This is a genomic window from Paenibacillus sp. J14 (assembly GCF_000518465.1).
In the GTDB taxonomy this organism is placed as follows: domain Bacteria; phylum Bacillota; class Bacilli; order Paenibacillales; family Paenibacillaceae; genus Fontibacillus; species Fontibacillus barengoltzii.
In genome coordinates this window covers 40,415-55,351 of the sequence record NZ_JADQ01000023.1, presented here as the reverse complement: position 1 = coordinate 55,351, position 14,937 = coordinate 40,415, and the positions used below count along the sequence as shown (strand labels likewise).

Sequence of the window (14,937 nt, the reverse complement as noted above, 5' to 3'; positions counted from 1 at the left end):
GGCACGGACCTACGGTTTATGCAGCCGGTCCGGGTTCAAGCGGTTCGATCAGTTGAGGCACCGGGGGCTCCAACAGCTTCGGCAACGTAATCACCACACGGGTTCCCCCTTCCTCCCGTTGAGATAACTCTACGCCGTAAGCGCCTTCAAAGTAACCCGCGATACGCTCCTTCACATTGCGGATGCCGTAACCTCCCGTTCTCCGCTTCCGCTCACGAGGCACGGCCTGCTGCAGTCCAGCGCCGTCGTCATCGATCGTAATCACAAGCCGGTTCGACTGTTCCTCCAGCGTGATCCACAACTTCCCGCAAGTACGTCCGTTAAATCCGTGGACGATGGCATTCTCAACGAACGGTTGCAGTGTCAGCTTGGGAATAAACAACTCCTGAACGGAGAACGGAGCATCGATCGTGTAGTCCAGTTCACCGCCGCCTCCGGCTTGCCAACGAAGTTGCTGAATTTCCAAGTAACAATGGATATGCTCCAGCTCCTCGCCAATGGTAATAAAGCTGTTGCCGTTGGATAAGCCAATCCGAAACATCCTGCCCATCAGCTCGAGAATCCGGCTAAGCTCGTCCTGTCCAGCTTCGATGGCCATCCAGTTTAATTGATCCAGCATGTTGTACAAAAAATGCGGGTTGATATTGGCCTGCAGCGCTTCGATTTCCGCTTTACGTTGCTGCTCGTATCTTAGTCGCAGTGATCGGTACAACTCTTCAATCTGCTCCATCTGCTTGCGATATCCATCAAACAGATACCCAAACTCGTTCTCGTAATCGTTGGGCAGATCAACGGGATGCTCGCCGCTGCCTGCTTCGTCCCGGCCGCCTACGAAATATTGCCGCATGGCGGTCACCAGCTGTTTGATCGGTTTGGTAAATTGGCGGCTTAAGTAAAGCGTAAGCAACAAGACAAGCAAAATGGCGATCACGCCAATCACGCCGATGACCAGTGCCAGACGGAAACTGCCGCTCGTAATTTCACTCCAAGGCGTGACTTCCACGAGCATCCAATGGGAATCCTGCATCTTGGAATATACCAGCAGGGAATCCCCCAGCTCCTTGTTCCCCCGGATATGAACGTATCCCGATTGATCCGTTTTTACATTGATCCATTGGGATAACTCGGTATGCTCAGGCACCAGGCCGGTTTTTAGTGTCAGCTGGCCCAACGTGTCAATCATTATCCGATTCGCCGGCGCAGAATGTCCAGCTAAGAGTTGTTCAATCTCTTTGGCTTTGACGTGGACGACGAGCACGCCGAGGTATTTGTTCTCCTCGACGATTTTGCGGGCGAAGCTGAGCACCCGCACGTTCCCTTGGAAACTGGGGACTTCATGCTCGCTAACCCAGGCAAAATCATTCTTGTCGAGCGCCTCCACCCAATCTTGCTTAGCCAGATCGCCTAGACTACGGAATTGGATATAGCTGTTGGCGTCCCCACGTAACGGACGCTCCATATATAAGTCGATTCCTTGGATGATCGGAATCGAATAGGTCAAATTCGCTAAAGCGCGCTCCACACTCACAGAGCGGCGATGCCGATCGTATTCATCCTGCCGATCGCGCAGGAACGTAATCAGTTCATTATCGCGTGACGTCGACAACGAAATTTGCTCAATCGTCACCAACCGAGTGGTAATTTCGTTATTTAGCTCATCCAGCAACAACTGCTGGTAATGGGAACTGGTCTTGGCCAGTTCATTCGATGAAATAAGATAGCTGGCCCAGGCAATACAAGCCAAGACGGCCACCATAAAGATAGAAAAACTGCGAAAAAACAAACTGTCAATTCTGAATTTCTTAAACGGATTCGTCATGCGCAAGGCTGCACTCCCTTCAGGTGTAAGGAAAAAACGGTAAAGCTGCGAAGGTCGTTCACGCTTTACCGTTATATAATTGGCTATCCGCCACCCTTATCCCTTTATTCCGGTTGTGGCAATCCCTTCAACGAAGTATTTTTGCAAGAACATAAAGATCAAGGTAGCCGGAATGATGGAGACGAGCGACATCGCCAGCAGTTGTCCCCATTCTTGAGCCGACTGGGAATCGTTAATCATCCGCAGCGCCAGGCTAACCGTATATTTGTCTACCGAATTGAGATACAACAGATGTCCAAGGAAGTCGTCCCAGTTCCACAAGAAGCAGAAGATGGTGACGGTCACGATCGCCGGAACCATCAGCGGCATGACAATCCGGAAGTAGATCCCGAACCACGAGCAGCCGTCGATTTTGGCCGATTCGTCCAGCTCCTTCGGAATGCCGCGCACGAACTGGATCAGCAGGAAGACGAAGAACGTCCCGCCCGCACCGCCCGCAAGCATATGCGGCACGATAAACGGCAAATACGTATTCACCCATCCGAGCTGGTGGAACAAAGCGTATTGCGGAATGATCAGCACCTGCCCCGGCATCATTAAGGTGAGCATAAACAAGGAGAACCAGAGGTTTTTCAAAGGGAAATTCAATCTTCCGAACCCAAACGCTACGAGCGTGCTGGATACCAGCGTCGCAGCAATAACCGCGGCCTCTAAGGCGAAAGTGTTCAGATAGAAATCGGTGAATGTGTGACCCGGCACCGCATTCCAGCCCTTCACAAAGTTGCTCCATTGAGGAACCGAAGGGAAAATATTTGGCGAAGCCAGCTCGCCGTTCGTCTTCAGCGACGCGCCGATCCACCACAGCACGGGGTAGATCATGACCAAGCTAAACAGAATCATAAAGAAGTGCCGAACCAGCGGCTTCCATTTAAAGGTCATTTGCCATTTCTCCCTTCCGGTTCCGTCTCGTAGAACACCCAATATTTCGAAGTTCCGGCAATGATTAACGTAGCAATCACGATCATCACCAACATGATCCAGGCGAGTGCCGACGAATAACCCAGCTGATACCGGCTAAACGCCCGCTCGTACAAATATAGCGCATACACAAACGTCGAGTTCATTGGGCCGCCGTTTGTGATGACAAACGCTGACGTAAACATTTGGAACGCGTTGATCACGCCCATCACCAGGTTGAAGTACAATACCGGCGAGAGCATCGGCAGCGTGATGTTGAAGAACTGACGGAACCTACCGGCGCCGTCCACGGCGGATGCCTCATACAGTTCAGCCGGGATTTGCTTAAGTCCGGCCAGGAAGATTACCATCGATGAACCGAACTGCCAGACCGTCAGCAACACCAGCGTACTTAACGCCGTATCGGGGCTGGTGATCCAACCTTTCCCCTCAAAGCCAAACGCTCCGATAATTTTGTTAAAGATCCCGTCTACACCAAAAATATTCCGCCAAAGCAGCGATACCGCGATACTGCCACCGATCAACGACGGGAAGTAAATCGCCGTACGGTACAATCCGATCCCCCGCACCGCCCGGTTCAACACCATGGCGACAAGCAACGCTGCGATCAGCTTGAGAGGGACCGAGGCTAAGACGTACAGGAACGTAACCTTAACCGAGGTGACAAATTTGGAGTCTGCCGTAAAGATCAGCTCGTAGTTTTTGGTCCCTACCCAATGAATCGGTTCCAACAACGTGTAGTCCGTAAACGAGTAGTACAACGATAAAATCAGCGGGTATGCGGTCAGCCCGAGAAAACCGAGCAGCCACGGTGAAATAAATAAATAGCCGGCCACCGGAGCATTCCATCGTTTGTGGAAGGTCCGGCGTTTGTTGCTGACTGGCGCGTCTTCTAAGCTCAAGGCCGCGGAACTTTTCATGCTTGATTCACCTCTGCAGTTTCAGAATGCCTTATAGTTCAAGTATAGGGCGGGCCCACGGCCGGTTGTAGAAGAGGAATCCTCGAAATCTTTTAAAATATCACGAAAAAAATAATCTTAATAAATCCGACGTCCTTGCTGATCGTTAATGCCGCTTTTGCGATAGAAGTACGTATTGATTTGGTCACGCCACTCCTTGGCATGCTCCGCTTGCTCCGCCAATCGCTCGGCAACCTGCTGATGCAGCGAATCTTCCATCAAGCCGGATAGACCAGCCCACAATTCCACCAACTCCTCGGCTCGCTCAACCCCTTCAAAATGAGTATCGTAAATATGCTGAATGACCGTCTTGCCGGATTGGAGCACATGGGTGTACGGCACGTGATGGAAGAAGAGCAACAGCTCGTCGGGACACGTCTCCAGCTTTTCGTATAAACTTTGATTCGGCTCTGCATATTGTGAGGTATATCCCGTTCCCGTAGCTTTCGTGCGGTCCACACCGATCCCGTGGCAATCCGCAAAATGATACGTCCCCCACATCGAGTATTCATAACCATCGACATTCGGGCCATAATGATGGTTTGGATTCACCATAAAGCCGATGCCCAGCGGAGCGGTGTAGCTTTCATAAATGCTCCAGGAATCCATCAAAATACGAAGGATCACTTGGTTGACCCGCTCGTCGCTTCCAAATACGAGCTTAATCCATTCCTCCGCAATCGCTTCAGCGCTAAGGTCCGGATTCCAGGCCAGCCGCCCATAGCCATAAAAGTTCGCCTGTGCCAGCAAATGACCGGTCCAGTTAGCATCGTTCCCGATATTGGAAACCGCGGCAAACCCGCTGTAACGGGAACTATGCAGCGTACCGTCCACAATCCGTTTGATGGTCGAGCCCTCGCCCTTCAGATGGGTATCGAAGTCCAGCACTTCCTTCCACTGAGGTACGAGGTAGCAGACATGACGTTGCTGCCCGGTATATTCTTGGGTGATTTGGAACTCGATCATTTGATTTGTCGCAGGCATCGCACCTAGCAGCGGCGATACGGGCTCGCGCACTTGAAAGTCGATTGGGCCGTTTTTCACCTGCAAAATCACGTTCTCTTTAAACCGTCCATCGAGCGGAACGAAATGATCATAGGCAGCCCGTGCCCGATCTGTTTTGCGATCCCGCCAGTCCTGCTTACAGTTGTAAACGAAGCAGCGCCAGATCACTAGTCCGCCGTAAGGTTCCAATGCCTCGGCCAGCATATTGGCACCGTCTGCATGATCCCGTCCATACGTAAATGGTCCCGGTCGGTTCTCCGAATCTGCCTTTACCAGGAAGCCGCCAAAGTCCGGGATCGCCTGGTAAATCTCATCTGCGCGCTCCCGCCACCATGCTGCAACCTCTGGAACCAGCGGATCGGCAGTAGATAATCCGCCGATTTCAAGCGGCGCTGCGTAATTAATGCTGAGGAACAGCTTAATGCCATAGCTGCGGAAGATTTCAGCCACCTTGGCGACATCCGGCAGAAATTCCTTCGTAATCAGCCCGGTCTCGACCCGATGCACATTGACATTGTTAATGGAAATCGCGTTGATTCCTGTCGATGCCAGTAGCCGCGCATAGTCGGTAATGCGTTCCAGGTTCTGTGTGAACCGATGATTTTCGTAAAAAATCGAAGCTCCTGCGTAACCGCGCTCAATGCTGCCGTCCATGTTGTCCCATTGATTCACCATCCGCAGTACGTTCACCGGTCGCTCCGAAATATTCAATCCTTGCAGCGACTGTCCAGTCCCCAAGCGGCGCAGCAAGTCAAACACCCCGTACAATAAACCGGAGGCATTCTCCGCACCGATGGCGAACCGAGCGGAATCCGGTTTATACCGCAGAGCATAGCCTTCCGCCCCCAATTGCAAGGAAGCCTTCCCTTCCGAAAATACCTCATCTAGGATAGGACTATGCCCCAACAGCCCCAGCACAAAACAAGGACGGTCCCCTGCACTTTCCATAATAGAAATCTCACGCCCCAGCATTTGGGATAAACCTCTCGACAGCTCCTGAGCAGCAGTGTGCGCTGCCGGTTCATCCGTGCCATCGATAACGATGCCGTCACATTGATCTAACTCCGTCCGTCTCTCTCCCGGTTCAATCCTCCGGTATCGAAGCCAGGCATCATAACCAACTTCCGTCATAGTAGTTGTTTTGCTCATGGAATCTCCCCCTGTCATATCCATTGAAATAACGTTTCATTTTCGATCACATGCACCGGAAGGGTTGGGAAAGCCAAACGAAGCTTGCCGGCTAACCGCTTCATTCCAGGCGCTTCGCTGGGACCGTGGCCAAGGAACATCATCGCCTTCTCCCGCCCTTGATAGACGGCATCCCGCACATACTCAGGCGCTTCCCATTCCGGGCCTTCACCGGCAATGATGAGATCGACCTCTCTAAGCAGCGGGATCGCCAGATCGCCGCCGCCCCGGTAACCAACCAGCACTCCAATTTTCCGACATATCAGTTTCGGATTCCCTGTAAACCGGATAAACGGTAGATTCAGCTTCCGCTTTAACAAGCTGGCCAGCTCCTGCAGAGTCATGCCCGAATGCTCTAAAACTGCGGACGCAGGGCGATATTCCCGCACCGCATCCTGCCAACCGAGCTCCTCAATCAACCCGGCGGTAATGCCGTCCGGAGTCTCCCGGTGAATACCGTCATGGTAGCGATAGATCGCAAGGTCCAGCTCCTTTAATCGCTGCAGCTTATAACGGGCAACAGGATCCTCTTCCAGAAGCTTTGTCGTGTCCATCTGATGCCTGTAAAGAACCCCTTCATGCGATATCAACAAGTTAGCTCCCAGCGAAGCTGCCTGCTCGATCGCCGCTTGCGTGGCCATAAACGTCACCGCGATTCCGCGCACTTGGGATTCCGCCTTACCGCTGACTAAACCATCTACCGTAGGCTGGACCCGTGTTAACTGGTCGAGAACATCTTGAATGCGCAGCATGCATGACCTCCCCCTTCCCTGGTAAAAATCAACCCGGAACGAGAAACCTGTTCCGGGCTGAAGTCGAATGTAAATCTTATTCGTAAGCCATAGCTGCTTCTTTCAATTGCTTATAGGCTTCTTCTGGTGTAATCTTGCCGAAGCTCAGCTGATCATGGACCAGAGGGAAGTCTTTATCGATATAGTTCGTCCAGCCGCCTGGACCAGCTGTCCAGGTTTGGCCGTCTTTCTCAGTAGCGCGGAGCAGCTCCATGCCTACTTTATCCACTTCGCTCATGCTGGATTCCAACGCAGTTGCATTATCCTTGTTAACTGGCAAGCCCCGCGAGGTTTTCAGGATTTTGGAAGCTTCCGGATCATTGACGAACCAGTTGATAAACTCTACGGCCTCTGCCTTATGCTCGGAGTTCTCGGACACAGACAGGTACATCGAAGGTTTCAACCAACCCCCGGCTTCCTCAGCTCGCGGCATCGTAACGAGCGCGTAAGCGCCTGGCTTGATGCTGTCCCATGCCCCGTAGTTGTTGGAGAAGCTGTAACGGAACAAGATTTTACCGGCTACCATCAGGTCCATTTGCGGATCGAACTCTTTGTCAGAGGAGTTGACGTCCGCCGGCGGTACTAGCCCTTCGTTGCGCAGTTCCTCAAAATGCTTGGTCCATTCCATGAAGGAAGCTTCATCGATGTTAAACTTCCCATCATCCGTAATGACCGTGCCTTTACCTTTACTATATTGATACGCTGAGTACATGAAGTAGTTAGCAGCATAATCTTTGGTAAAATACTGACCGCTTGGCAGCTTACCTTTCAGTTCCTTCGCCAGGGCGAAGAAATCATCCCAGGTCCAGCCGTTTTCCGGATTTTTGACGCCCAGCTTGTCCAATGCGGCCTTGTCATAAATCATCCCAAACGCCACAGAACCGAGCGGAATCGCGTATTGCGTTCCATCCAGTTGACCGCCGGCCAAGAGCTTCGGATCGATCTTCGACACATCAACCCCATCCAGAGGTGCTAATTGCTTGCGGCTAGACCAGTCTGGCGTCCAGCCCGGATCAAGTTGAATGATGTCCGGTGCATTTTTCGCCGCCGCTTGAGTTGACAGCTTGTCCAAATAACCGTCCATCCCAGAGTATTCCGGTTCAAAAGTGATGTTCGGATGGTTTTTCGTGTACAAATCAAGAGCTGCCAAGGTGGCTTCATGCCGTTCCTGAGCCCCCCACCACATAATCCGCAGTTTCACCGGCTCATTGCCCGAACTCGTTGAAGCATTGCTTTCTCCAGCAGCTCCAGCCGGTTTGGCTGCATTGCCGTTTGTACCGCCGCCGCAGGCAGCCAGTGCACCAACCATGGTAACCGCTACCAGCGTCGTCAGTAAACGCTTCCATTTAAACATTGATAACCCTCCCATTTGAATCGTAAATATCTGTTTACATCCTTTATAGTAACGACTCCAAACGGAAGTGGGTATGAGAATAAAGCACAATTTGTTTTAAAATTCCTCGAAAATTGTTATTCACCTAAATATGCCCTTTCCTATTAAATAGGCTCCTTAAAATAGACTCCAATCCAACGCTTGCGATAGCCGTTCTATTAACTGGACGCCTGCGATGCTATTACCTTTGGAATTGAGTGCAGGCCCCACCACGCCAATTCCGTAACGTCCGGGCACTAGCGTCAAGATCCCGCCGGATACGCCGCTTTTTGCCGGAAGCCCTGCTTCGATGGCAAATTCTCCGGACCCGTTGTACATTCCACAAGTCACCATAAACGTTTTCGCGATTTGCACATACCGTCGGGGAATCAGCGTCTTGCCCGTCAAGGGGTCCTTCCCGTCAAAGGCCAGAACCAGCGCCATCCGCGCTAAATCCTCACAGCAGACCTTTATTGCACAATGCCGGAAGTAAATGTCCAGCACCTCTTCAACGCCGCAGCCCAACACCCCTTTATCCAACAAAAAATAAGCGATCGATCGATTCAAATGCGCCGTCTTCGATTCGGAAAGATAGACTTCCCTATCGTATTCCAGGTTGGAATTGCCGGCCAATTCGCGAAAGAATGACAAGATCCGTGCCGATTTCGCCTCCGCATTTTCCCCTTTGATCATGGAAGACACCACGATAGCGCCAGCATTAATTAACGGATTAAAGGGAATCGCCGGCTGCACCAACTCCAGCTTCATGATGGAGTTAAAGTGATCACCGGTTGGTTACATGCCGACCTTAGCGAAAACAGCGGATTCCCCATGGTCCATGAGGGCCAGAATCAACGTGAATACTTTCGAAATGCTCTGCATCGTAAAACTGTCCTGAGCTTCCCCCGCAGAGATCGATCGCCCCTGAGCATCCAGGATATGAATCCCCAGCAAATCTGGCTTCGCCTTGGACAGCTCCGGGATGTACTCCGCAACCTTGCCTGCAGCGCTTGTTTCTCGGCACTCTTCCACCCACTCCTGAAGGTGGAGCTTCAGTTGATCCCATTCACTCACAGCCATGGTGAACCCTCCTGCACGTTCTCTCGTATGAATCGCATCTAGATTTCCGTATCCAACTTTACTGCTGATTGTTTAAGCGTTCTTTCGCCAAGCGAATCATTTCCTTGACCATCGCTCCGCCGATGACACCGCCAACCTTGCCGGCCTTCGCGGTCGTTAAATCACCGTTATCCCCTTCGCGCAGCGGAACGCCTAACGATTGGGCCACTTCATATTTCACATCATCGGGCCGCTCTGGAGGGGCATTGTATCCCTCACGCATCATGACTTCCGCCTTAAACCGGGCCAGGCGTAGTGCCGGGTCCATCTCTTGACGACCTTTCCCGTTATTCCCTTTTGGTTGTACCATGGATATCCCTCGCTTTCAAGTGAGAATTCTCCAATAAGATTCCCCATCAGCGGTGAGATAAGTCATTGTCGATCGTTGTGATAAAAAAGATAATTTTAGCCGATAATCATATCTTAAAAAAACCGTTATCTTTAAGGAAGGCGCAGATATGAATTTGGACCAGTATCGTCCGATGATCGAAAAACCGTTACGAGCATGTTTAAAACCAACGCAGGAGATCGCTGTCATCCTGCTCTCTGCCGTACTCGTAGCTGCAGGGCTCAATTTGTTCCTGATTCCGCATAGACTGCTGTCTGGGGGCGTCACGGGCCTTGCATCCATTATCGTGTATTTGACGGGATGGAATATCTCACTTGTCTACTTTCTACTGAATGTCCCCTTGATTCTATGGGGCTGGAAAGCTGTTGGACGTCGTTATATCGTGCTTAGCTGTATCTCTGTCGTCAGCACCACCTGGTTTATCTCTATCATCCCCGAGGTGCAAGTCACCCGAGATCCAATTCTGGCCGCGGTATTCGGCGGAATCATCTCTGCAGCAGGCATCGGATTTTCGCTGCGGGTCGGAGGCTCGACCGGCGGGTTCGATATTCTTGGATCCATCGTCACACGAAAAAAGGACGTCCCCATGGGGAACATCCTCTTTCTGCTTAACGGGCTTGTTATTTTAGTGCTTGGCTTTTTTCAAAGCTGGGATCTCGCCCTATATTCGATGTTGTCGACCTTTGTCAAAGGGAAAGTCGTTGATATGATTCACGTCGGTCATATCAAAGTGACCTGCTTCATCATTACGAAGCGTAAAGATGAAATGCTCTGCCAACTGCGCAAGCTGCATCATGGCATTACCTGCCTCAGTTCTGAGGGCGGATATCACGAAGAGAAAAACTATACCTTGATGACCGTGACAACTAGATACGAGCTCGCTGCCGTCCGTAAAGCGGTCGTGAGTACAGACCCGCACGCGTTCATGAATGTAGTCGAATCCACAGAGATTGTTGGACGTTTTTCAAGGCCGGTTCAATAGTGACTACTTTTCAATCTCATAAAATTTGTACAAGTCGTCCAGCATCAAGTTGGCTGCTTTGATCCCACCAGCGGTATTCCAGATGGCGTCGTCCACTTTGTAGGCTTGGCCGTTCTTGACGGCGCTCAGATTGTTCCATAACGGATCGTTAGTCCAATCTTGCTCGGTTTGGCTCGCATTTCCGTCGCCGGTTTCGTAAGTGAAGTAAAAAATTCGATCGGCGTCTACTTCAGGCAGCCGTTCCTTGGTGATTTCATCAACAAACGTATCCTTCGCATTTAGCGTCATGGCATTTCGGGCAATACCCAGCTGTTCAAAAATAATCCCCGAGAACGTATTCGTGTGGTACACGCGGGTCTTCCCGTCCATAAAGCGAACGACGGATACCGTTTCGTTCAACTTGTCTCCGGCTTTAGCTTTAAAATCAGCAATTCGTGCGTCGAAGTCAGCCAGCAACTCATCCCCTTTATCGGTGAGTCCCAAGGCTTCGGCGTACAATTTAAAGTTGTTCATCCAGTTGCCGCGCAAGTCCTCGGACATCACGGTAGGGGCAATCGCCTGCAGTTGCTCATATACTTTCTCCTGACGCATCTTGTTCCCGATAATGAGGTCAGGCTTCAGGCCAGCGATCAGCTCAAGGTTCGGCTGGCTTTCCTCACCAACTACCGTTACGCCCTCCATCTCGTCCTGAATATGTGGATACCACGGATCCCCGAGCCAGGAGCGCACGGCTCCGACCGGCTTAATTCCCAGTGCTAATAGCGCTTCCGTACCTTCGTTTGTCAAGACCACAACTTTTTGCGGGGTACCTGTAATTTCCGTTTCCCCCATCGCATGCTTCACAACCCGTTTGCCATTTGTCGCGGCGTTCGTGCTGTTGTCTGCCGTTTGGTTCTCGGTTGCCGCGCTTCCGTTGGTATCGGTATTGTTGGACGATCCTTGCGTATTGCTATTCCCACATCCCGCAACAACGAGTGCCAGCGCCATAACCGCGAAAGCCCATAAGACTAAGCGCCTGCGGTTTGTTTTTTGGGTATGAGTATGGTTCATGATCCTTCTCCCCTTTTGTCATTTTAATGTTCTCTTTGAGTGATAATGATTATCATCTTCATGAATATAGGACATCCCCCTTTAGTTTGTCAATACAATTACAATTAAGAATGATTATCAGCCTCATTGACAGACTCTTCCCTATCTTCTAAGATTTAAAGGTCATTATTATTTTGATCTAGAAAGTGGGTAATCTAGTCCGATGAAAGGTTTAGGCTTGTTGATTTGTGCGCTGGTATTAGCCGCAGCCGTCGTATGCAGTATCAGCTTTGGCGTGACGGACATCCCATTTTCTACCGTCTGGGAATCCTTTGTCCATCCGAACGGAAGCAATGAACACCTGCTCATTCAGACGGCCCGTGTACCGCGCGCTTTGATCGCTGCCTCCGTCGGTGCCTGCCTCGCCGTTGCGGGCGCATTGATGCAAGTCATCACCCGCAACCCCATCGCTTCGCCCAGCACGTTGGGCGTAAATTCTGGGGCTGCTTTCTTTATTATCTTGGCCTCGGGTTGGCTTGGCTTATCGGGGATTCAAGCCTTAACCTGGGTCGCCTTGATCGGAGCTGCGCTTAGTGGAGCGGTCGTATTTCTTCTCGGCAGCCTGGGTCGAGACGGCATGACGCCGATCAAGATCACGTTGGCAGGGGCTTCGATGGCAGCGTTTTTTTATTCGTTGACTCAAGGGCTTATGCTCTCCGACGGGAAGATGTTCGATCAGGTGCTCGTCTGGCTCGTAGGATCTGTGACCGGACGCGGGACGGAGCAGTTGCTGAACGTCCTTCCTTATATGGGAATCGGCTTGGTTCTTGCTCTCATGCTCGCTAGACAACTTAACGTATTGGCGATGGGCGAAACCGTTGCGCAAGGACTGGGCCAACGTACGAGCTTAATTAAAGCGTTAGCCGCTGCAGCCGTCATCCTGCTCGCCGGCGGCTCTGTTGCTGTTGCTGGCCCTATCGCCTTCGTTGGCATTATCATCCCGCATATCATTCGGCATTTTGTCGGGACGGATCATCGTTGGATATTACCCTATTGTGCCTTGACGGGGGCCATCCTGCTCGTATCGGCCGACATCGGCTCCAGATACATCGCCATGCCTAAGGAAATTCCGGTAGGCGTGATGACAGCAATCTTGGGGGTTCCGTTCTTCGTATACATCGCAAGAAGAGGGGTGAAGAACTGATGGCTAAATCCAACAAAGCTGCATCGCTCCCCGTCCCTTCGTCGCATCGGGCCAGAAGAAGCAGAACCCTCTGGATCTGCCTGCTCCTCGCTATCCTATGTATCGTCATGATGATTATCAGCGTAGGGGTCAGCAGCCAATATCTCCCGCCGATGACCGTCTTGAAGGCCTTGTTTGGCATGGCCGAGCCGGGAGAACAAGTCATCGTCGTGAATCTCCGTCTACCGAGAATTCTCATTGCTGTGCTGGTTGGCGCTTCCTTGGCCGTGGCCGGGGCGATCCTGCAAGGCGTAATCCGAAATCCGCTTGCTTCCCCCGATGTCGCTGGAATTACGGAAGGAGCTTCGCTCGGCGCGATTTTGTTTATCTATGTGTTTCAAGGCACGATTTCAATCCATTGGATGCCGCTAGCATCCATCCTTGGCGCTTTCTTCATTACCGCGCTCTTATATGTACTTGCTTGGAAAAAAGGAGCCTCCCCGCTGCGGATCATCCTCATCGGGATCGGGGTATCTGCCGCGATCAAGTCGTTCTCGTATATGCTGATCATCTCCGGACCGATGCAGCTGGCGAATCAGTCACTCACGTTTATGACCGGCAGCATTTACGGCGTCTCCTGGGATAACGATGTGCTGACGCTGCTGCCTTGGACGACCGTGCTGCTCGTTCTCACTTGGCTGCAAGCCCGCCAAGTCAACATTCAAGCACTGGGTGACGACATCGCCACCAGCGTGGGCTCCCGCGTTCAGCTGCAGCGTTTGCTTCTGATCGTGCTCAGCGTTTCGCTGGCAGGATCTGCGGTAGCCATCGGTGGAGCCATCTCCTTTATCGGGCTGATGGCGCCGCATATGGCTCGCAGGCTGACCGGGCCGTCCTTCTCCGGCGTGCTCCCGGTCAGCGCGCTGCTCGGCGCATTGATCCTGCTCGTGGCAGATCTGATTGCGCGCACGGCTTTTTTGCCGCGGGACGTGCCGGCAGGCGTGTTGACTGCTGCGATTGGCGCGCCGTTCTTTATGGTTCTGCTGTATAAGAACCGGAACCGGTTCTGATTCGCGAGCAGGCTGCTTGTTCTGCTGCGCCCCCTGTCTTTGCGGCCAACTGCAAAAGTACATTTGAAACAGCCCTAAACCCACGGTTTAGGCACGATAAAATGTAAAAGTGCAGTTAGAAACGAAGATTTCTCGTAAATCGACTCCAAATGCCGGAAAGGAACTGTACTTTTACATCTAAATCACGAAAATAGCCTGTTTCTGCAAAAATGAACTGCACTTTTGCAGTTGAAGCAGCTGACGAGAACGAACAAAAGCCGGTGCCCCATGAAGGGACGCCGGCTTTATACCTACTAATGTTTACGATCCAGCCCCGCGATATCGCTTAACCCCATAATTCCAAGCGGTCAGGCCAATCGCTAAGAATACGATGCCAACCAGCGGGGTGAGCCACGCCATCCGCCACATTTCCTCGCGCTCCAGGAACAACGAAGCCGGATAGACGCCAACAAAAGCAAACGGTAAGATCCAGGTCAGCAGCACTTGAATCGCCCGGTTGTAAATCGTCACCGGATAGCGCCCGTACCCCTGCACGTTGTACATCAACGGCAAGATCCCGGTTGGCGCATCCGAATAAAACGACAAGGACGTCAACGTCGTGTAGATGCCCGTGTATATCGCTACTGCGCTAATCGTAAACAATAGCATCACAGGAATCGTCCACCACTCGAAGCTAAGCCCCAGCTGCCCGCCGCTGATCAGCATAATGATGCTCCCAATGATCGAGCCGACGAGCGCTGGCGGATCTACGTTTTCCAGGAAGATCTGGAACAGATTATACGCCGGACGCGTCATAATCCGGTCCATCTCCCCCTTCACAATATACCGCTCACTGAAGTTCCACAGGTTGACAAAGCAGCTAAACACACCAAACGGCACCATAAAGAAACCGTAGACGAACACCACTTCGCTTTCACTCCAACCGCCCAAGCTGTTGGTGTGCATAAAGATCACAAAGATAAAGATCAGGTTGGTTGCCTGAAACAACAGATCGGAAATGACCTCCACCCAAAAGTCAGCGCGGTAGGTCATCCGGGTTTTCATGTAATTTTTCAAGTATTCGCCCATGAGGCCTAAGTAGTACATGCTTCCC

The 14,937-nt window shown here is 51.8% G+C and carries 12 protein-coding genes and 1 pseudogene; 3 read left to right on the top strand and 10 right to left on the bottom strand.

Annotated features, from left to right (window positions below):
- Nucleotides 1–16: 16 nt before the first annotated feature.
- From M891_RS0110980 to M891_RS0110945, 8 genes and pseudogenes are all read right to left on the bottom strand, one after another.
- Nucleotides 17–1,819: a cache domain-containing sensor histidine kinase gene (locus M891_RS0110980; RefSeq protein WP_028538865.1), complete on the bottom strand. Its 1,803-nt coding sequence runs from the start codon at nucleotides 1,817–1,819 to the stop codon at nucleotides 17–19.
- Between the two features lie 96 nt (nucleotides 1,820–1,915).
- Nucleotides 1,916–2,758: a carbohydrate ABC transporter permease gene (locus tag M891_RS0110975; protein ID WP_028538864.1), complete on the bottom strand. Its 843-nt coding sequence runs from the start codon at nucleotides 2,756–2,758 to the stop codon at nucleotides 1,916–1,918.
- Nucleotides 2,755–3,717, bottom strand: a complete 963-nt coding sequence (locus M891_RS0110970) for a carbohydrate ABC transporter permease (protein WP_028538863.1) — start codon at nucleotides 3,715–3,717, stop codon at nucleotides 2,755–2,757. Before M891_RS0110970 ends, M891_RS0110975 begins: the two co-directional genes overlap by 4 nt.
- A 117-nt stretch (nucleotides 3,718–3,834) precedes the next feature.
- Nucleotides 3,835–5,910 carry an alpha-glucuronidase family glycosyl hydrolase gene (locus M891_RS0110965; RefSeq protein ID WP_028538862.1) on the bottom strand — a complete coding sequence of 692 codons (2,076 nt, stop codon included), beginning with the start codon at nucleotides 5,908–5,910 and terminating at the stop codon, nucleotides 3,835–3,837.
- A gap of 14 nt (nucleotides 5,911–5,924) precedes the next feature.
- Nucleotides 5,925–6,701, bottom strand: coding sequence for a Nif3-like dinuclear metal center hexameric protein (locus M891_RS0110960; protein ID WP_028538861.1), 777 nt, complete (start codon nucleotides 6,699–6,701; stop codon nucleotides 5,925–5,927).
- A gap of 76 nt (nucleotides 6,702–6,777) precedes the next feature.
- The gene (locus M891_RS0110955; RefSeq protein WP_028538860.1) at nucleotides 6,778–8,094 is read right to left on the bottom strand and encodes an ABC transporter substrate-binding protein; all 1,317 of its coding nucleotides are present in this window, start codon (nucleotides 8,092–8,094) and stop codon (nucleotides 6,778–6,780) included.
- A 156-nt stretch (nucleotides 8,095–8,250) separates the two neighbouring features.
- Nucleotides 8,251–9,192, bottom strand: a pseudogene (gene glsA / locus M891_RS23735) (glutaminase A).
- A 58-nt stretch (nucleotides 9,193–9,250) separates the two neighbouring features.
- Nucleotides 9,251–9,541, bottom strand: coding sequence for an alpha/beta-type small acid-soluble spore protein (locus tag M891_RS0110945; RefSeq protein WP_084628876.1), 291 nt, complete (start codon nucleotides 9,539–9,541; stop codon nucleotides 9,251–9,253).
- A 148-nt stretch (nucleotides 9,542–9,689) separates the two neighbouring features.
- Between M891_RS0110945 and M891_RS0110940 the strand changes: the two genes are divergently transcribed.
- Nucleotides 9,690–10,562, top strand: a complete 873-nt coding sequence (locus M891_RS0110940; protein WP_016312239.1) for a YitT family protein — start codon at nucleotides 9,690–9,692, stop codon at nucleotides 10,560–10,562.
- Between the two features lie 3 nt (nucleotides 10,563–10,565).
- Here the strand turns inward: M891_RS0110940 and M891_RS0110935 are convergent, their stop codons facing one another.
- Nucleotides 10,566–11,612, bottom strand: coding sequence for an ABC transporter substrate-binding protein (locus tag M891_RS0110935; RefSeq protein WP_028538857.1), 1,047 nt, complete (start codon nucleotides 11,610–11,612; stop codon nucleotides 10,566–10,568).
- 202 nt (nucleotides 11,613–11,814) lie between these two features.
- Between M891_RS0110935 and M891_RS0110930 the strand changes: the two genes are divergently transcribed.
- Entirely contained in the window at nucleotides 11,815–12,795 is a 981-nt protein-coding gene (locus M891_RS0110930) for a FecCD family ABC transporter permease (RefSeq protein WP_028538856.1), read from the top strand.
- Complete coding sequence (locus M891_RS0110925; RefSeq protein WP_028538855.1) at nucleotides 12,795–13,844, top strand: FecCD family ABC transporter permease; 1,050 nt, start codon at nucleotides 12,795–12,797, stop codon at nucleotides 13,842–13,844. The genes M891_RS0110930 and M891_RS0110925 overlap by 1 nt, the downstream gene beginning before the upstream one ends.
- A gap of 300 nt (nucleotides 13,845–14,144) precedes the next feature.
- On the opposite strand, the gene M891_RS0110920 is transcribed toward M891_RS0110925, so the two are convergent.
- A complete protein-coding gene (locus M891_RS0110920; RefSeq protein ID WP_028538854.1) occupies nucleotides 14,145–14,930 on the bottom strand; it encodes an ABC transporter permease in 786 nt (261 codons plus the stop codon).
- Nucleotides 14,931–14,937: the final 7 nt, after the last annotated feature.

Bases quoted from the DNA above. Each gene is read 5' to 3' on its own strand.
- M891_RS0110935 (WP_028538857.1), bottom strand. From the start codon at position 11,612: ATGAACCATACTCATACCCAAAAAACAAACCGCAGGCGCTTAGTCTTA.
- M891_RS0110940 (WP_016312239.1), top strand. From the start codon at position 9,690: ATGAATTTGGACCAGTATCGTCCGATGATCGAAAAACCGTTACGAGCA.
- M891_RS0110925 (WP_028538855.1), top strand. From the start codon at position 12,795: ATGGCTAAATCCAACAAAGCTGCATCGCTCCCCGTCCCTTCGTCGCAT.
- M891_RS0110980 (WP_028538865.1), bottom strand. From the start codon at position 1,819: ATGACGAATCCGTTTAAGAAATTCAGAATTGACAGTTTGTTTTTTCGC.
- M891_RS0110920 (WP_028538854.1), bottom strand. From the start codon at position 14,930: ATGTACTACTTAGGCCTCATGGGCGAATACTTGAAAAATTACATGAAA.
- M891_RS0110930 (WP_028538856.1), top strand. From the start codon at position 11,815: ATGAAAGGTTTAGGCTTGTTGATTTGTGCGCTGGTATTAGCCGCAGCC.
- M891_RS0110965 (WP_028538862.1), bottom strand. From the start codon at position 5,910: ATGAGCAAAACAACTACTATGACGGAAGTTGGTTATGATGCCTGGCTT.
- M891_RS0110945 (WP_084628876.1), bottom strand. From the start codon at position 9,541: ATGGTACAACCAAAAGGGAATAACGGGAAAGGTCGTCAAGAGATGGAC.
- M891_RS0110955 (WP_028538860.1), bottom strand. From the start codon at position 8,094: ATGTTTAAATGGAAGCGTTTACTGACGACGCTGGTAGCGGTTACCATG.
- M891_RS0110975 (WP_028538864.1), bottom strand. From the start codon at position 2,758: ATGACCTTTAAATGGAAGCCGCTGGTTCGGCACTTCTTTATGATTCTG.
- M891_RS0110970 (WP_028538863.1), bottom strand. From the start codon at position 3,717: ATGAAAAGTTCCGCGGCCTTGAGCTTAGAAGACGCGCCAGTCAGCAAC.
- M891_RS0110960 (WP_028538861.1), bottom strand. From the start codon at position 6,701: ATGCTGCGCATTCAAGATGTTCTCGACCAGTTAACACGGGTCCAGCCT.